Origin of the sequence: Providencia sp. PROV141, assembly GCF_028481645.1 — a bacterium.
GTDB lineage: Bacteria > Pseudomonadota > Gammaproteobacteria > Enterobacterales > Enterobacteriaceae > Providencia > Providencia rettgeri.
In genome coordinates this window covers 84,720-103,726 of sequence record NZ_JAMPPR010000017.1, presented here as the reverse complement: position 1 = coordinate 103,726, position 19,007 = coordinate 84,720, and the positions used below count along the sequence as shown (strand labels likewise).

At 39.2% G+C, this 19,007-nt stretch carries 17 protein-coding genes; 3 read left to right on the top strand and 14 right to left on the bottom strand.

Annotation, left to right across the window (positions count from 1 at the left end; translation table 11 throughout):
- Window positions 1–6: 6 nt before the first annotated feature.
- Entirely contained in the window at window positions 7–1,518 is a 1,512-nt protein-coding gene (locus PSF09_RS11570) for a CoA-acylating methylmalonate-semialdehyde dehydrogenase (RefSeq protein ID WP_272665787.1), read from the bottom strand.
- A 393-nt stretch (window positions 1,519–1,911) separates the two neighbouring features.
- Here PSF09_RS11570 and PSF09_RS11565 point away from each other — a divergent pair, with 393 nt between their 5' ends.
- Together PSF09_RS11565 and PSF09_RS11560 are read left to right on the top strand one after the other, a co-directional pair.
- The gene (locus PSF09_RS11565) at window positions 1,912–2,748 is read left to right on the top strand and encodes a MurR/RpiR family transcriptional regulator (protein WP_004913314.1); all 837 of its coding nucleotides are present in this window, start codon (window positions 1,912–1,914) and stop codon (window positions 2,746–2,748) included.
- Between the two features lie 232 nt (window positions 2,749–2,980).
- Window positions 2,981–3,976 (top strand): hypothetical protein, encoded by a 996-nt coding sequence (locus PSF09_RS11560; RefSeq protein WP_272665786.1) that lies wholly within the window; start codon window positions 2,981–2,983, stop codon window positions 3,974–3,976.
- 110 nt (window positions 3,977–4,086) lie between these two features.
- On the opposite strand, the gene PSF09_RS11555 is transcribed toward PSF09_RS11560, so the two are convergent.
- Complete coding sequence (locus tag PSF09_RS11555) at window positions 4,087–4,341, bottom strand: helix-turn-helix domain-containing protein (RefSeq protein WP_210838914.1); 255 nt, start codon at window positions 4,339–4,341, stop codon at window positions 4,087–4,089.
- Window positions 4,342–5,248: 907 nt separating this feature from the next.
- Between PSF09_RS11555 and PSF09_RS11550 the strand changes: the two genes are divergently transcribed.
- Window positions 5,249–6,133, top strand: coding sequence for a helix-turn-helix domain-containing protein (locus PSF09_RS11550; protein ID WP_272683928.1), 885 nt, complete (start codon window positions 5,249–5,251; stop codon window positions 6,131–6,133).
- Between the two features lie 50 nt (window positions 6,134–6,183).
- On the opposite strand, the gene PSF09_RS11545 is transcribed toward PSF09_RS11550, so the two are convergent.
- The 12 genes from PSF09_RS11545 to PSF09_RS11490 all read right to left on the bottom strand — a co-directional run bounded on the left by PSF09_RS11545 (window position 6,184) and on the right by PSF09_RS11490 (window position 18,877).
- Window positions 6,184–8,217 carry a TonB-dependent copper receptor gene (locus PSF09_RS11545; RefSeq protein ID WP_272683927.1) on the bottom strand — a complete coding sequence of 678 codons (2,034 nt, stop codon included), beginning with the start codon at window positions 8,215–8,217 and terminating at the stop codon, window positions 6,184–6,186.
- A gap of 179 nt (window positions 8,218–8,396) precedes the next feature.
- Window positions 8,397–8,747: a DUF2946 domain-containing protein gene (locus tag PSF09_RS11540; protein ID WP_419182214.1), complete on the bottom strand. Its 351-nt coding sequence runs from the start codon at window positions 8,745–8,747 to the stop codon at window positions 8,397–8,399.
- A 386-nt stretch (window positions 8,748–9,133) separates the two neighbouring features.
- Entirely contained in the window at window positions 9,134–10,165 is a 1,032-nt protein-coding gene (locus PSF09_RS11535; protein WP_272665782.1) for a phosphotriesterase family protein, read from the bottom strand.
- A gap of 1 nt (window position 10,166) precedes the next feature.
- Window positions 10,167–11,132 (bottom strand): DMT family transporter, encoded by a 966-nt coding sequence (locus PSF09_RS11530; protein WP_004913337.1) that lies wholly within the window; start codon window positions 11,130–11,132, stop codon window positions 10,167–10,169.
- A gap of 119 nt (window positions 11,133–11,251) precedes the next feature.
- A complete protein-coding gene (locus PSF09_RS11525) occupies window positions 11,252–11,989 on the bottom strand; it encodes a glutamine amidotransferase (protein WP_272683926.1) in 738 nt (245 codons plus the stop codon).
- 26 nt (window positions 11,990–12,015) lie between these two features.
- Window positions 12,016–13,236 carry a PfkB family carbohydrate kinase gene (locus PSF09_RS11520; RefSeq protein ID WP_272665779.1) on the bottom strand — a complete coding sequence of 407 codons (1,221 nt, stop codon included), beginning with the start codon at window positions 13,234–13,236 and terminating at the stop codon, window positions 12,016–12,018.
- Between the two features lie 651 nt (window positions 13,237–13,887).
- Window positions 13,888–14,961, bottom strand: coding sequence for a cytochrome c-type biogenesis protein CcmH (locus PSF09_RS11515; protein WP_272665778.1), 1,074 nt, complete (start codon window positions 14,959–14,961; stop codon window positions 13,888–13,890).
- A complete protein-coding gene (gene dsbE / locus PSF09_RS11510; protein ID WP_004262204.1) occupies window positions 14,958–15,515 on the bottom strand; it encodes a thiol:disulfide interchange protein DsbE in 558 nt (185 codons plus the stop codon). The genes PSF09_RS11515 and dsbE overlap by 4 nt, the downstream gene beginning before the upstream one ends.
- Window positions 15,512–17,443, bottom strand: coding sequence for a heme lyase CcmF/NrfE family subunit (locus PSF09_RS11505; protein ID WP_004913344.1), 1,932 nt, complete (start codon window positions 17,441–17,443; stop codon window positions 15,512–15,514). The genes dsbE and PSF09_RS11505 overlap by 4 nt, the downstream gene beginning before the upstream one ends.
- The gene (gene ccmE / locus PSF09_RS11500) at window positions 17,440–17,931 is read right to left on the bottom strand and encodes a cytochrome c maturation protein CcmE (RefSeq protein ID WP_004913345.1); all 492 of its coding nucleotides are present in this window, start codon (window positions 17,929–17,931) and stop codon (window positions 17,440–17,442) included. Before ccmE ends, PSF09_RS11505 begins: the two co-directional genes overlap by 4 nt.
- Window positions 17,928–18,140 carry a heme exporter protein CcmD gene (gene ccmD, locus PSF09_RS11495; RefSeq protein WP_004262214.1) on the bottom strand — a complete coding sequence of 71 codons (213 nt, stop codon included), beginning with the start codon at window positions 18,138–18,140 and terminating at the stop codon, window positions 17,928–17,930. The genes ccmE and ccmD overlap by 4 nt, the downstream gene beginning before the upstream one ends.
- The gene (locus tag PSF09_RS11490) at window positions 18,137–18,877 is read right to left on the bottom strand and encodes a heme ABC transporter permease (RefSeq protein ID WP_210839974.1); all 741 of its coding nucleotides are present in this window, start codon (window positions 18,875–18,877) and stop codon (window positions 18,137–18,139) included. Before PSF09_RS11490 ends, ccmD begins: the two co-directional genes overlap by 4 nt.
- Between the last annotated feature and the right edge of the window lie 130 nt (window positions 18,878–19,007).

Sequence of the window (19,007 nt, the reverse complement as noted above, 5' to 3'; positions counted from 1 at the left end):
CTCCGTTTATTCCATGGTTGGCATTGTGAAACTACTTTCATGGTGCTCTAAGCGAACACTTGCAGGCCAACGGCTAGTGACTGTTTTCATGCGAGTATAGAAGCGAACACCGTCATTTCCATGTACATTTAATGGACCAAAAATAGACCGTTTCCAACCACCAAAACTGTGGAATGCCATCGGTACTGGAATAGGTATGTTAATCCCGACCATTCCCGCCTGAACATTTTCTTGGAATTCGCGCGCTGTTTCGCCATCACGAGTGAAAATAGCCGTTCCATTACCATATTCATGTTGGTTAATCAGTTTCAAACCCGTTTCAAAGTCTGGAACTCGCACTACGGCTAATACAGGCCCAAAAATTTCTTCTTGATAAATGTCCATTTCAGGCGTGACATTATCAAATAATGTTGGCCCTACAAAATAACCATTTTCAAAGCCTTTCACTTTAAAATCACGGCCATCGACCAATAATGTCGCACCTTGTTTTTCACCGCTGGTAATATAGTCGCAGATTTTTGCTTTGTGCTGTGCTGAAATTACGGGCCCCATGTCATTTTCTTTGCCTTCCGTCAAACCTGGGCCCACGGACATTTTAGCAATTTGGCCTTTCAGGTTAGCAATGAGCGCATCTGCCGTTTCATCACCGACAGCTAAGACAACGGATAATGCCATACAACGTTCACCTGCAGCACCGAACGCGGCGCCCATAATAGCATTAGCTGCCTGCCCCATGTCTGCATCAGGCATTAAGATACAATGGTTTTTCGCGCCACCAAGTGCTTGGCAGCGTTTACCATGAGCGGATGCCGTCGTGTAAATATATTCAGCAATAGGTGTTGAGCCAACAAAACTAACGGCTTGAACTTCTGGTGCAGTTAAGAGTACATCGACGGATTCTTTGTCCCCTTGAACAACATTAAATACGCCATCAGGTAAACCAGCTTCTTTTAATAATTTAGCTAATGCTAATGCTAAAGAAGGATCTTTTTCTGACGGTTTTAAAACAAAAGTATTACCTGTTGCAATAGCCACTGGGAACATCCACATCGGTACCATTGCAGGGAAATTAAATGGCGTGATCCCCGCGCAAACGCCCAAAGGCTGCATTAATGATTGGCTATCAACACCTGTAGCAACATTGGCTGAATGCTCACCTTTTTGTAAGTGAGGAATACCACATGCAAATTCAACGACTTCTAAACCTCGGGTTAATTCACCTACCGCATCAGAAAAAACTTTACCGTGTTCTCTTGAAATTAAACGCGCCAGTTCATCCATATTCTCTTCAAGTAAAGCTTTAAATTTGAATAAAACCCGAGAGCGTTTTAGGGGAGATAGTTTTGACCATTTAGGAAATGCTTTATTCGCAATCTCAATAGCTTTTTTTGTTTCATCGGCACTACTGAGTACAACTTGAGCAATTTGCTCCCCCGTTGCCGGGTTGAATACAGGCGCAAAACGCCCACTTTTGCTGGATACTATTTCACCACCAATGAAATTATGAATCTGTTCCATGTTGCCTCTCTTTAGCTGACAGAGTTACCTTGTTACTCAATGTATATGAAATATTTGTTTCATTTACAACTAAATTTGAAATAACATTCAATTTATGTGATCTAGACAAAGTTTTTGCGAAATTTTAATCGCGACTAAAAAAATACCAATCCTAAACTTATATCCATCACCTATTTATTGGCTATTTTGCCGTTGTATTGAGTTAAACAGGGCTTTCTTTCAATCAAGAAAACAAGAGAACAAATTGATGTAAGCTGTTCAATTTATTATCCCAAATTCAAATTACTTTACGATTCTAAAAAAAGAAAATTTTTAAATATGAACTAAGTGTTTCAAAAAGATTCGACTAACGCTGTAAAACAACTACAATTAGAGCCAAATTCTGGAGGTTATATGTCAAGTGCATCAAATTTAAATGAGTTTCAAGAGCAAGTTCGCTCGCGATATGACGAACTAAGTAAACGGCTACAGCAAGTGGCACGCTATGTATTAGACAATACGAATAGTGTCGCGTTTGATACCGTTGCCGTCATTGCAAAGGAAGCTAAGGTTCCGCCTTCGACGCTGATCCGCTTTGCAAATGCTTTTAATTTCAGTGGGTTTAATGAAATGAAACAATTGTTTCGTATGAACCTTGTGGAAGAGACGGCCAGCTACACAGATAGAGCCCGTATGTTTCGTGAAATGGATGGTTCCCAAGAACTGAGTGATGACCCTTCGCAAATTTTGAAGGAGTTCGCTCATTCTAACGCCCAAGCGTTACAACAAATGGCAGCTAGAACCCCTGCTGAAGATATTGAAAAAGCTGTATCGCTTTTAGCGAATGCACAGAATATCTACATTATCGGTTTGCGTCGTTCATTCAGCGTTGCAACATATTTAAGTTACGCACTTAGCCATTTGGAATGCCGTCCTGTCCTTATTGATGGGCTTGGTGGAATGTTCAAAGAGCAGATCAGTCGGATCAGTGAAAACGACGTTGTAATTTCAATCAGTTTCACACCTTACGCCTCGGAAACTGTCATGGTAAGTGAGAAAGCGGCTCAAGCGGGTGCACAGCAAATCGTTATTACTGATAGCCAAATCAGCCCGTTGGCAAGTTTCAGTGATGTTTGTTTTGTTATCAAAGAAGCCCAAGTAGATGCATTTCGTTCGCAGTCAGCCACCTTATGTTTAGCACAATCACTGACCGTTGCATTAGCCTATCGTCAAGGTAGCAGCTTAGTCTAGTTATACGGCTCTGTAATTAAACACCTCCATTAATTCAGAGCCTCTTCCTACCTTTTCCCTGATTAACATACACGTCATTATTGAATACTTATTAAGTTTCATTTTTTTCTTTAATTTGTGAATCCCATCAGAAAATACAAATTCTAAAATGACAATAAAATGAAATTATTATTTCATCCTGCTATGTTGGAATTATATCGCGTGTTAGATAAACTAAGAATAAGGGCTAAGCATGTTAAATACACACTTTCTTTATTTACTCGGCCACCTGCGTTTACTTGAAGAACAGCATTCTGTCACGTCAATTAATCGTTCTGGTATTGGTTTAATCGGCACTGCTCCTTATAACCAACTTTATATAGATGCGATAAAATGCTGCACCCATCATAGTGAGCTAAAGTCAATTTGCCATTTGTCCCCATCTCTTCCTTCTATGACTGACTTCATGTGCCAAAAGAAAAAGATAGAAGAGCTAATCAACAATGATGACGTTGATTGCATAATAATGACATCCACTTGCAGTGATGAGTTACTAAGATTTGCTATTCAGACTGCGGTAACTGCAGGAAAAGATGTTCTATTAAATGATATCCCTAACTTTAGTGAAAGCGAACTGAATGAAGTATTTAAGCAAGCCGTGCGCCATGACGTATTTATTGACTACAACCAGCCTTTGAGCTTTGATAACCAGTTCAATCAAATAAAAGCATCTTTAATGCCTAAACAGGGTAGCGAAACAGGGTTATTACGTATCACAACACACCGAATAGTAGAGCCTGAAAACCAACTACCATTCAATATATTACGAAACACCATCACAAAGAACATAGAATTATTGTTATCATTAATGCCTGATTTTGTCCTTTCACTCCCTTCTATTCAGTTCTCGCATCCCTTTACTCAAAGAGCCGATGGCGACGTATTAATAATTAATCTACGCCAAGAAAACGGTTTATTGGTTTCATTTGAAATCTTTTTCAATACAGGAAAGATCTCAGATAAACTATCATTGAAGCAGTGCAATAACCGCTATGAGGTAGAGAAAAAACTTTCTTTTAATGAAAAATATCAAGAGGTTAATCAAGATAATTTCATTGTAAAGCAACTTGACCAATTTGTTTTAAGACTCAGTAGTAACACAAAATTAGCTAAGATTAATCAATGGAGCCACGCTAATGAGCTAACAGATAAAGTAATAAAACAGCTAAATATCTATGGATATATTTGATTACCATAAAATATAAAGATTATTCTGATAGAAACAGAACACATTATTATATTAGTGGGTTATATAATAGTACTGTAAAATTTAATATAACATAATCAAATTACTTACAATCAGTGTATTAATCTACACGTTCCACTATTTACATTGACAACCCCATATAAAAAAGAAGCCGGGTCAACATTGAAGAGATATGCAAATTGAAATAATGAATCAACATCAATACAACTCTCTCCTGTCTCAAATCGATTCATTTCTTCTTCTGTTACACCGATTAAGCTCGCCATTCTTTCTATCGATATTTTATGATTTTCTCGTTGTTTTCGGATTTTTATCCCTAGCATTTTAGCAATACTTTCTTTCCCCATAATAACCTCTACTAAATATTAAAATTAATATAATTAACCGGTGCGTAAATTATCACCAACCATAAATTTATAAATTGACTTAAAATAATAAAAACCTAATTAAACAAGTCATTTAAAGACCATTCATTTATGACTTAAAAACCCAATTTTTAGCTAATACAATGATATAAATAGACTATATAATTTCACCATTACATTTAACTCGTGAAGCTGGTCACATTGTTTAATCTCACTATCAATAGCTAAATTTACATTATAATCAGTTGACGACTAAACGTTGTATTTTCACGTTAACTAAAATTCTAGCTTAGATCTTCAATTAGATAAAACCATCTTGCTTGATTTAATGTTATAACCTTAAGAAATTAGTGACAATTTGTATTCATGCGTATCAATAAGTTTCCAGAGGATAATTATAATAACTTTAATTTTTTCACATCATAAAAAAAGACGTTTTTTTTTATTTATTAGTCGGAATTACAACATTAAATTTAGATGATAAAGCAAAATATTTCATGTTATGCTTATAATACTAAATGACCTTTTCAGATTAATGGTTTACATTACACACTTCTTATATTGAACCTCCAAAATAGATTACTTCAACAGACTGTTTTCGATAAAAATAAAATTACTTCACCCTATTTATGCCATGTTCATTACTTTCAGTCCATACTGCAATATGTAAAAATTAGACAAATTATGTAAACTCTAAATAGGTGTATTTAGGTAATATTCCTACTTTTCTACCTCCCAAAACTTACTTAACTTCACATCTTTTTAATAAAATTGTCAGTTGGCGTGGTATCCTATTACGAGCACCTATGAATACTTGCCAGTCATAACCTTGATGTATTTTATGGCTTATTATTTTATTGGTAAGTAAAAGAGACCTGAAAGGAAAATCATGCTACAAGAAAGTGTTATCAGGGAAATCATTCTCTGGATAGAACAAAATTTAGAATCTCGCCTATCCCTAGATACTGTTGCCGATAAATCAGGATACACCAAATGGCACTTTCAGCGCCTGTTTAAGAATCAAACAGGGCTCGCGCTTGGTTCCTATATCCGAGCCAGACGCCTTTCTTGTTCTGCTGTCGCATTACGGCTAACAAATGACAGCATCATGGACATTTCTCTGAGGTACCGTTTTGACTCACAACAAACTTTTTGCCGCGCGTTTAAAAAGCAATTTAATCTCACCCCTTCTGAATATCGAAAACGCGAAGGTTGGAAGATTGAAGGGTTCTGTTTACCTCTACGAGAAAGTAAAGAGTTAAATGTTCGAGTTAAATTGACTCAATTACCAGCCATTAATTTGCTCGGTACTAAACATCGTTACACTAAAGATATTAATGAGTGGAACCTGAAAACTGATGAGCTACGCCGATACTATTGGAAAGCTTTTTTCGATAAAAACCCTTATGTCACTCAGCATTTATATGCAATTCATGGTGTTGACCAAAGTGCGAATGCTGAAGGCCATTTCCTGTATACCACGGCTCTAGATGAACAAGATGTAGAGATTGCACTTCCGCATACAACCCACTTACAATTACCTGCAGGAGATTATTTAGAAATCAAGATCATTAGTAGCCTTCATGGTATAGATTACAATGATATTATTTATACTGCTTATGGGAAGGTACTTGCTGAAATGGACATCGTCCGTGGCGAAGGGCCTGATGTTGAACAATATGTCCTGAAATCTAAACCCTCTTATGAAGTATTCATGAATGACTCACGCAATTTCATTCAAGAGCTAAATTACTATATTCCTGTTATTATTTAATAACTCGCAAACAACCCATACAAGTGCTGTACGGGTTGTTTATCTAATAATTAAAATGTCACATTAATTTTTGCCCAAAAATTTCTTCCTGGTTCATTTACTGGCACATTGGATGAATAACCAAAACCGCTATTTCCAGCTAAGTTAAGGTGCTCACTGTAGGTTTTGTCGAACAAATTATCAACGCCTGCGCTTAATTTCATGTTTTCATTGATTGTATACGCTGTATTTAATGAAAAAATCGTGAAACCTGCACTTTTACTGAAGTCTTTACCCACCACATTACCATCATTTATAGCAACGCGATTTTGGCGGCTAACAACGCGGACTAAACCTGTCGTGGTCCAATCACCTTTTTCCCATGATAAGCCAAAACGGCTTTCCAACGGTGGCATTTGCGGTAATGCCCTTCCATCCGTGCGATTTTCTCCCCACGAATAAGCTAGGCTTGCATCCGCTTTCCATTCATCACTGAGTTTCTGTGCTACACCGAGCTCGCCCCCCATAATTAATGCATTCACATTTTCAACCTGACTCATTCTTGGATTTGTTGCGCTATAACGGAAGAGAATAAAATCATCGACACGACCCACATATGCAGAAACCCATGCATTGGTATCTTCATGGCTATATTTAGCCCCAATATCTAACTGAGTCGTTTTTTCTGTTTTTAGCTTATCAAACACATTATTACTACCATCTGGGCCGAGTTTAGGCGAGAACAGTTCCCAGTAATCCGGAAAGCGTTCGGTATAGCCAACACCTGCATATAACATAACCGGCGTACCAGATAATGAATGCTCATAACGTGCAAAGCCTGCTGGCATCACCGTATTTCGCCCTGAAGAACCCACGCCTGTATTATTTTCAACTATCACGCGATCTAAACGAGCTCCACTGACCACTTTACCTTGTTCAGTCGCATGCCAAGTTAATTCACTAAAAACACCATAGTCTTGGAATTGTGCATCTTTTTTCCAACTATTATTATTGTTTTTACGGTGTTTATTGGTCTGCATGTCAGCCCCTGCACGCAGTTCATAATCTTTCCACAGCCATGTTCCCATGGTACGGCCGCCCATGGTTTCACGGTCAACGCGCATTTTCATTGGCATATTCATCATACCATGGCCTCCATGCCCCATATGGCCCCCCCCCATTCCACCGCCTGATGGCGAGCGCAGCGAGTAATTATCCATAATATGGTCGGCATAATTGTAGTAAATATTAGCCTCAACTTTATCAAACACATCACCGATATTACTCTTTTCAAAGCGCAAACCTAAGCTTTCGCGTTTAAACTGAGACCCATCCATTCCTCTCCCCGCATAGCGAGCTTCTCCATCACCTTTACCGGCAGTCAGTTCTAATAATGTGTATTCATCAGGCGTCCAGCCAACAGCAATATCTGCATTCCACTTATCCCATTTCGAAGGAACCTTATCACCATTGCCATCTTTATAATCATTTGAACGTGATTTATTACCAATGACACGAATATACCCCGTTTCATTACCTAAACTGATATCTGCATTACCATCCCAACGCTCATTAGATGCCGTTAAGGCACTTGCGTTGCCTTTAATAGCCGCTTCAGTAAATAACGGCTTTTCGCGCTCAAAACGGATTGTTCCAGCAGAATTTCCAGGCCCCCATAAAACAGTTTGCGGGCCTTTAATCATATTCAATACATCAAAGTTTTCCGGTGAGATATAAGAAGTCGGCGCATCCATGCGAGAAGGACACGCACCTAACATTTCACTATCATTGGTTAAAATACGCAAACGAGAACCGAACATGCCGCGAAAAACCGGATCACCGTTAGTTCCACCATTACGTATTTGTGAAAAACCAGGGATGGTTTTGAGGTAATCAGAACCATCACTTGCAGGGACTGGCTGCCTTGGTGTTTTAGGGGATGTCGTAATGGTTAATGGTGAGTCGACCGGCGCAGTAACAATCATCACTGAACTATCTGAAAGTAGGCTTTGGTTTATTTCAGTTTTAGCAACTGTAGACGCCGTAAAAATTGCACTAATGACCAGTGTCGCAATAGGAGCCACTTTAAAAACGTGTGTATTCATTTTTCACCTGTTTCTTAGAAAAGGAAGATGCTGCCTTCATCTTTTAGGCTGCAAACACATTTCAGCTCCCACAGATAAATTGCTTAATAAGCAAAAAAATTCAAGGTGAGCGAACGCGTTTTGCCCAGTGAAGGCAAAATAGCAATAAATTGATTTGTAATATTTACAATGCTAAGACATCAGGAAATAGGCGGGGCTCGAGCAAGGTGTAATGACCATGGTCTAAATAACCAAATGTGAACACAACGTTCAAAAGGAATAAATAGTGTCAGCGTGGCTAATTGCCGAATAACTGCAGCAATAAATAAGATAAGAAATGGAAAGTGGATCAATAATTGGCAGTAACCACATGCAATGTCTTCCATCGGAGATTGCCCAATCCCCGTCATTAACATGTGATTCATTGGCGCAGAAACATCACAATTTTCAGGCATCAGCATACCTTGATGCGTGTGCATCGTATGGTCTGCCGATGAATGATCAATTGCACTATTAGGGTTAGGGCTCACGCAGTGTTCCATCAGCCTCATCGATTTAGAGAACAATGGAGCAATAAACAGCATAGCCACAGCCAATAGTGCAAGATAGGCAGCAAATTGTCTGATTGAAGTGCGCAGGTGCAACGTTTTTCCGTCATCTGAGTACGAATTTATAGCGCAGAATTGTATCTTATTTAGATACCCATTGTTATTGATATTTACCGCAAATGTTAATTTAAGATGAACTTTATTAATAAAATTGATTATCTATCATCAATACAAACCCATTGAAAAATCAATCAATTGACTGATTTATAGTATTAGGTACTTTTCTCTAAGTCACCAAACTGTTTTAAAGGCGCCATAAAAAAGTAGCAACCACAAGTGATTGCTACTAATTTTCCATCCAAAAAATTCTAAAAATAACAAAGGGTATTCTATGCTAATAAGTTTGCAGGGTTATCAATACAAAGGCGGTTAATCATCGATTTATCCACCCCTTTTTTGGCCAATAACGAGAGAAAAACATTGGGTACAAACCCCCAGCCATTACCACCATTTTTTGCCCACATTTGTTTGAGAAAAACATCATGGCTCAACACGATTTGCGCCCCATACCCCATCTCAATCAGTTTACAAACCGCATCCGCTGTTTCTGTTACTGTTGGTGCAACACCTTCTTTTGGAAATGAAATATCTAGCCCAATCATGTCAAACTCAAGCCAAACACCTCTATCAAGCATACGGCGTTGATAATCAAAATCTTTACCTGACGGGTCTGAGTGTGCCAATGAAATTTTAGCGGGATTAACACCCATTTCTTTGATTAAAATATCGAGAACTTCATCTCCCCGACGTTGCCAGCCTGGCATATGAATATTCATTGAGACATGGTCATTAGCCAGTTGCGCTACTGATGCCGCTCTTAAGCTATTCTTTTCACCATCAGTAAAAAAAGGAGATACTCCGATTTCACCAATCATTCCTGCACAAATATCCGTTCCATCAATGCCTACATTGAGCTCATCATCAATCATTTTAGCCATAGCATCGATATCATTGACTAAGCGGTCACCTTCAAACTTTTCAATATACAGACCAGAAGAAGCAACCACATTAATACCCGTTTGAATGGCAACTTCACGCAATTGATGTACATCACGGCCAATCGCTTTGGAACCTGTAGCATCTACCAATGTTTTACCGCCAAGTTCCTTAAAATTATTGACTTCATAAATCACATCTTCGATAGGCTTTTTATCCATATTGTCACAGCAGCAATATGGGTCGTGCTTCAGTCCCCATTGAATATCGGCACTGACTTTTTTATCAACCAACACATGTGAGAAGTCATAAAATGGCTCATCGACAACCGTTGATAAATCATTAAACAGATGTTCATGTGGTAATGTCAGTCCCATATCTTCTTTTTTAACGGGCCCTGTCACCGTTTGGATATAACCTTTCATTTTATACTCCTGCGGCTTTTGTCGCTTTGGCTTCTCTAAACTCAGGAATGGTCGTAATAATTGCGCCGACTAAAGCAAATACTGTTCCAATAATAGTCACTAAGTACACGGTATTGCCCAAAGACGGTAGCAATAAGTCAATCAGTACCGAACCTAATAACTGCCCTGCCGTTGAAGCAACACCGAGCATCAACAAACCTAAGCCGCGGACTAAGATTGCCATTAATGCAATGGACATTAAACCTAACGGGCCACCTAGATACATCCACCAAACACCCGGTAAATCTAAAGTGAGATGACCTAATGCCATACGGATCACGAGCGCTATCGTCAGTACGGTAAAACCAACAATAAAGTTCCACGTAATAGAAACCATCATTGAACCTGTTGCTTCTGCAACTTTTGAGTTACCTGCGGGTTGCCACCCTGCTAACAAGCCAGCTAAAAAAGGCAAAATAGCTAAATAAATGGCAGAACTTGAATGCCACTGTGGTGAAACCACAAACAACGTCGCGACAACCGCAAAAATGGCACCTAATACACGAAAGGTAGTGAATGGTTTTTTCTCATCGATACCAATACCAAAACGGTCACACAGCAAACCTGATAATAATAGTGCAGAAATCAATGCAGTTTGGAAAGTTGCGATACCTAATGCACTCGCGGATGCGCCTTCAGAAAACACCACCATCGCACCGCACAGGCCTGCAAACCAGTTCCACAATGGAATTTTTTTATTTTTAATTAAGCTAGGAATTGCTGCAAATTGTTGTCTAGTTTGTTTCTTAGCTATAATGATAAAAAACATCACCACCAAACCACTGGCAAATGAAATAACGGCGCTCGCATTTCCATCTTTTAATACATCACCCAGCTGCCCATTCACTGCGGATTGCATTGGCGATAACATACCGGCTAATACCGTCGCTATCATTAAAAAAGGGGTAGAATAACTTTTAACACTCATAAAATATTCCTTTTGGATTTTTGACTATGAGTCATTATTTTTTGTAATCGGCTTACAAGGTGCTGAATTAACTCAGCACCCATTTTCTTTATTTTGATTTTTTACTTTTAAAGAATTAATTAACGAGCGATTTGCTTAAGAATATTTACCCACATATCTGAATAATGCTCCCAAGCCATAAACTCACGACTTCCCCAGTGTGGCGAGCAGTCACTCATAAAACAGCCTGTTTTTCCTTTGTCATATTCACCGAATACCAATAATGGGTCTTCACCAATATTTAAAACAACTTGTGTATTTTCTTTAGCAGCAACTTTGTTATAACCTAAAAACATTGGCCAATTACCAAAGTTTTTAATTGATTCATGGCCTGTATTAGCGGGTGTTGCAAAAACTCCCTCAGGGGCTTCAACGCGGTCGTCACCATCTAACATGTCAACCGGTAATACATCGGCTAATAATGTATTTTTATAATTAGCTTTGGCTTCAATTCCCATAAATGACAAGTAACCACCGATCATTAATAAACCACCACCTTGGCTAACATATTGTTTAATTAATCCAAGTGCGTTAGGTAATACTTTCATATTATAGAAAGTGTCATTTTGTAATAAGAAAGTATTGGCACCGATATCGCTAATAACGACAACATCGTACTTTTCTAATTCCTCTACGGTTTTAGGGAATGTCATTTGCACGGTATGTGCAGGCATATAATCAATTTCAACGCCTTTATTTCTTAAACATTCTAATAAGAAAGTTGCACCTTCTTCATATTTACTTGAAGTAAAGCTGTCATAACCTTTAGTGTGGATCATATGGATATGCCATGATTCACCAATAAATAGAATTTTCATTTTTTTCCTCTTTTCAGAATATTAATTTATTCAGGGGATTGAGTCACAACCTGAGAATAGGTTGTTTGATTAATACGATGCATAACATTTATATCTTCAGGCATTTCTGAAGCATTACTTGTTTCAACAGCAAGGGATGAAAACGCCGATGCATAGCGCAAGGCGTAAGAAAACTGTTTACCTTTCGCCAAAGATGCAGCAAGAGCCCCATTGAATGCATCGCCTGCACCCGCGGTATTTTTAACAACAGCAGTATAAGCTGGAGAATAAATAAATTTATTACCATCAAATGCAATAGAGCCTTTACTTCCGAGTGTAATAACCACTTTTTTCACACCTTTGTGATAGATAACTTCAGCGGCTTTTTTAGCACTTTCTAAATCAATAACATTAATGTTAGAAAGCAGACTTGCTTCAGTTTCATTAGGGGTTAAAATATCAATATTTTCAATTAATTCATTAACGATGTCGTTATACGGAGCAGGATTTAAAATAATTGGAATATTATACTCATTACCAATTTCAATAATTTCCTTTAACGCTTCAATATTAGTCTCTAACTGAAGAAGAATAATATTTGAGTTAACAATTTTATCTTTTTGAATTTTCACTTCGTCAGCAGTAATATCCATATTAGAACCTGGATATATAGAAATAATATTTTCACCACTATTTTCAGAGACAAATATAGACGCCGTACCTGTTTGATATTTTTCAGTTTGGTATATGGTTGACGTTTTAATTTTAGATGACGATATAAAATTTATTGCATATTCACTAAATTGATCTGTTCCTATCTTAGTAATAAAGTGTACAGGAGAGTCTGAATAACTCGCTGCTAATGCTTGGTTACACCCTTTACCACCAGGAGAAAAAATAAATTTATTTGATAATAATGATTCGCCTGCCTCTGGTAACCGAGGTAAGTAACTAATCATATCTACGTTAAATGAACCTAATACACATACTTTACCTAACACGGCATCATCCTTATCTGTTCTTTCATTAAAACTTTCATTGCACTCAAGAAATTGAATTATTTCTTTTTTAGCAACTTTATCTAGTGTTTCAAATTCGATGTATGCGCCACCATGGCAACGGCTAATAATTCCTTTTTTTGCTAAAGAATTTAAATCTGCTCTAATGGTTTCTTTAGTGACATTAAGTTCTTTCGATAAAACAGAAACTTTGGCTGATCCGGTATTTTTTAAAATATTAATTATTTTCTTATGTCGTTCTGCTTTCATGCCATTTTACCTCATGGCATTTACTCTAATTTATACCTTGTTACATTAATGTGATTGTACTCATAGGTTCCCCCTGCAAAGCAAAAAAAAGCAAAAAGCATAAAAGTAAAAACAAAAAAAACCAAAAAAGAATAACCAAAGGTAAATCTTCTATTATTATCAAAACAATATAAGAATTGATTAGTTTATTTTATGAAATTTAGACTAAGAGGAAAGTACATAAGTAAATATAATAACTCGGATTATTTATTATATATTTCATAAATATAAAAACTTTAAAATAAAACAAAGTTAAATTAATAATTTATATTTAGAGCTTCATTAATTAAATTAGATAAAATAATCTTGATTAATCGTTATAATCTATTATGGGTAAAATAATGATAGGTTGAGAGAAGGATCACAAATTGAGTAAATGGATTATTCACCAGATAAATAAAAGGGAGCGGTTGCTCCCTTTTTAGACTGCTGCCAAACATAATAGGTTTGGCAGCAGTCTAATTGGTTTTGAAAGTAAATTAGGAAAATCAACTCATTGATTTTCGGCTGATAACACAAAGCGGGAAAAACCACGCTTTTATCTCGCTTTGTCAACAACCTTAAAAGGGAGCAATTGCTCCCTTTTAATCATAATAGTTAGACTAACGTTAACTATTCCGCTTTCGCTGGCAACCCTTTCTTTTCGTGTACCATCATCAGTGCTTGTTCAACACTGCGCTCGATAATAGGGCGACGTTGGTCATTCTCTGGCAGTAGTTTTAACATCATTTGCCAAGCAGAAATGGCTTCAGCGTAGCGTTCTTGCTCAAACGCATTGAATGCAAAAATACTCAACGCTTTCACATTAGTACGGTCTTCTGCAATCAGCTTTTTAAGTAGTTCCGCACCTTGACGGTTATCTTCTGGGTCAGAAGAGCGCGTCAAAACTTCCGCATAACCCATCACTACATTTTCATTTTTAGGTGCTAGGCGATAAGCACGGCCATAGGCATCGGTTGCCATGGTCGCATTCCCCAACACCATACCAATACGGCCTAGCATTTCCCACGCTTCTACATTTTGCGGGTCTTCTTGAAGGCGAGTACGTAGACCTAAGGCGAGGTGTTCCATTTCCGCATTATTAAGTGGCGGCTCTGACGGGTCTAGCGCTCTATCTAGCAAGGCCGGAGCTTGTTGGTAGGCATTATTCCAATCCGCCACTTTCTCGTAGCTACCTACCTGATAATAAGCACCGCCCGCAACACCTAATGCAATGATAAAACCGGGTAAATAAACCCAATTGCTAGTGCGAGAGGCCTCAGGTAATGCTTCTTCATCACCCTGCTCAACCTGTTTCAATCTAACGCGTTTTTTAGAACGGGCAAAAATGATCCAGCCGCCTATCGCTATCGCAATAAACGGCAATCCCCACAGCATAACCGTTAGTGGTGTCAGCGGTGGGTTATAAGTGACGAAGTAACCATAACGGGCAACCATGTAATCAACGATTTCATCACGGTTCTTGCCTTCTTTCATTAACTCATACACTTTTTGGCGCAAGTCCAGTGCAATCATTGAGTTAGAATCCGCAATGCTGTTGTTTTGGCATTTAGGACAACGCAGTTCTTCGGTTAATTTACGGAATTGCTGCTCTTGCTGTTCATTATCGAAAGTAAAGACTTCTGTCGATGCATATGTCACCGTTGCACTTAACGTTAACATCAATAAACCCAATAAATACCTCATTGGTTCGCCTCCTGATTATAGCGCTCCCAAAGGGGTTTAAACTCTTTTTCCCAAACGCGCTCGTCCATTGCCCCTGCGTGACGATAACGGATCACACCATTGCCATCAATTAAGAACGTTTCAGGTGCCCCATATACCCCTAGGTCAAGGCCTAACATCCCTTCACCATCAAATAAGCTTAAGGCATAAGGGTTGCCCAACTCACGCAACCACACAATGGCTTTATCCCGTTTATCTTTATAGTTCAACCCAACCACACGAACACCCTGTGCAGACAATTTATTCAAATATTGATGTTCTGCACGGCATGTTGGGCACCATGTTGCCCAAACATTCAACAAGATAGGTTGCCCTTGTGTTAATACATCGGATTCGTAGTGCTGGCCTGGGTTTTCTAGTGATTCAAGGCGAAAAACAGGCACTGGCTTACCAATTAAAGCAGATTCTAATAAACGAGGATCATCCCCTTCTGCATTACGCATCAATTGCCATAACAGAACCGCGGCAATTCCTGCAAAAATAATAAAAGGAATTAAGAAGACTTTGCGGTTCATGCTGTTTCCCCTTGTAATTTGCGACGACGATAACGTGGGTCAAACAAGCAGAATAACGCACCAATAGCCATTAATACGCCACCAGACCAGATCCAACGAACAAACGGTTTATAATACAAACGCATAGTCCATGTATCTTTAGCGATTTCCTCACCCAATGCAGCATATAAATCGCGAGTAAAACCCCCATCAATCGCCGCTTCAGTCATAACAGCTCGACTAACACTATAAAAACGTTTTTCTGGCATTAAAACACCGATGACTTTGTCTTTTTCCTTCACTGAAATACTGCCAATAACACCTTGGTAGTTAGGGCCATCAGCTTCTCGTACTCCGTTAAATACAAAGGTATAAGCACGAATTGAAATGCTATCACCCGGCTTCATTTTCACGTCACGCTCAATACTGTAATTTTGGCTAAAGGCAATACCAACGATAGTTACCGCCAAACCTAAGTGCGCCAGTACCATTCCCCAGTAACTTGGTGTGAGCTTGATTTTCTTACTGATGCGGACTCGCATTTCTGCGAAGGCAAGAATAGCAATCCAGCACGCCATCATTAAGCCAACAACCGTCAGGGCTTCTACCCTATCTTCCATTAATAATGGCAGGGCAAATGAGAGAATAACGGTTAATACGGTTGCAATGATTAATAACTTTTTAATCGCCGCAGGGCGGTCACGCCCCCAACGTACGAGTGGTCCAATCCCCAGTAGCAAGGCAAATGGCACCATCAACGCGATAAACATGGTATTAAAGAACGGTTCACCAATGGAAATCGTACCCAGACCAATTTGTTTATGGACCAACGGTAGCAATGTACCGAGTAACACGACTAACATCGCGGCTGTTAGGATAACGTTATTGCCCAATAACATGGATTCACGGGACCATAGCGCATTGTTAACTCTTGAGCGTACTTTGTGCCCACGCAGTGCAAACACTAATAAAGAGCCGCCAATCACTAACACCATGAAGGCTAAGATGAATAACCCTCGAGATGGGTCTGAGGCGAAGGCGTGTACGGAAACCAGTACCCCCGAGCGGACTAAGAAAGTCCCGAGCAAACACAATGAGAAAGCAAAAATCGACAATAATAGTGACCATGCTTTAAAAGTGGCTCGCTGCTCAGTCACGGAGAGTGAGTGGATCAATGCTGTTCCCACTAACCATGGCATAAAGGAAGCATTTTCCACCGGGTCCCAGAACCACCAGCCCCCCCAACCTAATTCATAATAAGCCCATGCGGAACCTAACATGATCCCTAGCGTTAAAAAGAACCATGCTGCCATCGTCCAAGGGCGAGCAAAACGCGTGAAAGAGCTATCTAACCGGCCACTTAACAATGCAGCAATCGCAAAGGCGAATGCCACTGAAAAACCGACATATCCCATGTATAACAATGGTGGGTGGAAAATCAGCCCTGGATCTTGCAGTAATGGATTGAGGTCACGCCCTTCAATCGGAAAGGCGGGTAGCGTGCGCGAAAACGGATTTGAAGTGAAGATGATAAACAGCAAAAAACCAACGCTAACCATCCCCATAACAGCTAAAACACGAGCAACAATGTCGAGAGGCATGCGATAACTGCAAATTGCCACCGCAAATGTCCAGCCACTCATTAATAATACCCAAAGTAATAATGAGCCTTCGTGAGCTCCCCATGTTGCCGCAACACGATACCAAATAGGTAATTGCGTATTAGAGTTATTGGCAACATAAGTGACTGAGAAATCATTAACAACAAAGGCATTCACTAATACTAGGAATGCCCCTGTTACACAAAGAAAAAGTAACCATGCTAATGGACGTGATGATGCCATTAAGCGTGCATCATTGCGTGCCACTCCCCATAGCGGGTAAAAAGACAGCAAAACGGCAAGCCCTAATGCCAAGCACAGTAAAACGCTACCAATTTCAGGGATCATGATGCATTGTCCTTATAGGCAGCAGCTGGCCTGCGATGGTTTTCTTGCATCGCTTTTTCAACCTCTGGTGGCGTATAGTTTTCATCATGTTTCGCGAGCACTTCTTTCGCTAAAATATGATTATTCTCTTGTAATTCCCCTTGAACAACGACACCTTGCCCTTCTTTGAATAAGTCGGGCAAAATTCCATGATAACTTACATTAACCTCGCCTTCGGCATCATAAACAGTGAAAGTGATATTGACAGCGTTAGAGACAGGGTCAGAATCACGTACTACACTACCTGGCATGACCATGCCACCGACACGTAAGCGTTGCCCAACTTCAGGGATTTGCTGAGTTTCTCGCTTACCATAAATGATTTCACCGGGGGTATAAAACAAGTCAATACTTGAGCGTAATGCATAGAGAATTAATGCGAGGGTTAGCCCCACACCAACCAATATGGAACAGATCAGCCAAAGTCGGTTACGACGACGAATATTCACACTCCCTCCCTACGCGCTCTTGCTGCTTTTTGCCTGACTTCACGAGCTTGCTGTTGAATAATTGCATTTATTATCATTTTTCTTTGTATATACGTATGCAAACAGAGTAACAAAATAGGTATTAATGTCAGCGCAACCGCCAGCCATACATAAAAACCATAGCCGCCCATCGCCCAAAATTCACTCCAAGATGCAAATGCGCTAGTCATGATTGACGTCCTTTTTTATTCACAATATCTAATACCCATGGACGGTTACGTTCTAACATCAATAATTGGCTACGTAAACGGATTAACGTTAATGAGATAAAAAGAAATAGGTAACCAAGGATAGCTAAACGAAGTGGTGTACGCATAGCAGGGTTGATGCTTTCTTGCATGCGAGTCGAAGGTTGGTGCAAGGTTTGCCACCATTCAACTGAATAATGAATGATAGGTAAGTTAATCACACCAATTAATACTAAAATTGCAGCGGCCTTTCCTGCGGTGCGACGGTCATCAAACGCATGCCATAAAGCAATAATCCCCACATACAGAAAAAATAGAATTAATTCAGAGGTTAAACGTGCATCCCATACCCACCATGCACCCCACATTGGTTTACCCCATGTCGCACCTGTAACTAATGCGATAAAGGTAAATACCGCCCCTACTGGTGCCATCGCTGCTATCGCCAATTCTGAGACTTTCATTTGCCAGACTAGACCGACAAAAGCCGTAATGGCCATCGTGGCATAAATTCCCATCGACCACATTGCAGCAGGAACATGGATATACATAATACGATAGCTTTGACTTTGGACTTTATCAGTTGGCGCAAAACCAAATCCCCAAACCCATCCCACCGCTAAACAAATTACACTCAATATAATAAACCACGGTATTAGACGCCCACATAACCGATACAGGTTGGCTGGGATGGCTAGTTGATGAAGCTTTTTCCACATAGTTTAATTACCCTGATTTATTATATTGTTAGTAAATGCTGCGTGACAGCATCATACAATACACATTAAAAAAGCAAATATATTGATTTAACACAAATATAACTTAGGCTGATCATACTCAAACGCATAA

What these genes read in the sequence shown, in the direction of transcription:
- PSF09_RS11550 (WP_272683928.1), top strand. Translation starts at nt 5,249, where the DNA reads ATGCTACAAGAAAGTGTTATCAGGGAAATCATTCTCTGGATAGAACAA.
- PSF09_RS11525 (WP_272683926.1), bottom strand. Translation starts at nt 11,989, where the DNA reads ATGAAAATTCTATTTATTGGTGAATCATGGCATATCCATATGATCCAC.
- PSF09_RS11560 (WP_272665786.1), top strand. Translation starts at nt 2,981, where the DNA reads ATGTTAAATACACACTTTCTTTATTTACTCGGCCACCTGCGTTTACTT.
- PSF09_RS11570 (WP_272665787.1), bottom strand. Translation starts at nt 1,518, where the DNA reads ATGGAACAGATTCATAATTTCATTGGTGGTGAAATAGTATCCAGCAAA.
- PSF09_RS11545 (WP_272683927.1), bottom strand. Translation starts at nt 8,217, where the DNA reads ATGAATACACACGTTTTTAAAGTGGCTCCTATTGCGACACTGGTCATT.
- ccmD (WP_004262214.1), bottom strand. Translation starts at nt 18,140, where the DNA reads ATGACTAGCGCATTTGCATCTTGGAGTGAATTTTGGGCGATGGGCGGC.
- PSF09_RS11520 (WP_272665779.1), bottom strand. Translation starts at nt 13,236, where the DNA reads ATGAAAGCAGAACGACATAAGAAAATAATTAATATTTTAAAAAATACC.
- PSF09_RS11565 (WP_004913314.1), top strand. Translation starts at nt 1,912, where the DNA reads ATGTCAAGTGCATCAAATTTAAATGAGTTTCAAGAGCAAGTTCGCTCG.
- dsbE (WP_004262204.1), bottom strand. Translation starts at nt 15,515, where the DNA reads ATGAACCGCAAAGTCTTCTTAATTCCTTTTATTATTTTTGCAGGAATT.
- PSF09_RS11515 (WP_272665778.1), bottom strand. Translation starts at nt 14,961, where the DNA reads ATGAGGTATTTATTGGGTTTATTGATGTTAACGTTAAGTGCAACGGTG.
- PSF09_RS11540 (WP_419182214.1), bottom strand. Translation starts at nt 8,747, where the DNA reads ATGAGGCTGATGGAACACTGCGTGAGCCCTAACCCTAATAGTGCAATT.
- PSF09_RS11490 (WP_210839974.1), bottom strand. Translation starts at nt 18,877, where the DNA reads ATGTGGAAAAAGCTTCATCAACTAGCCATCCCAGCCAACCTGTATCGG.
- PSF09_RS11555 (WP_210838914.1), bottom strand. Translation starts at nt 4,341, where the DNA reads ATGGGGAAAGAAAGTATTGCTAAAATGCTAGGGATAAAAATCCGAAAA.
- PSF09_RS11530 (WP_004913337.1), bottom strand. Translation starts at nt 11,132, where the DNA reads ATGAGTGTTAAAAGTTATTCTACCCCTTTTTTAATGATAGCGACGGTA.
- PSF09_RS11535 (WP_272665782.1), bottom strand. Translation starts at nt 10,165, where the DNA reads ATGAAAGGTTATATCCAAACGGTGACAGGGCCCGTTAAAAAAGAAGAT.
- PSF09_RS11505 (WP_004913344.1), bottom strand. Translation starts at nt 17,443, where the DNA reads ATGATCCCTGAAATTGGTAGCGTTTTACTGTGCTTGGCATTAGGGCTT.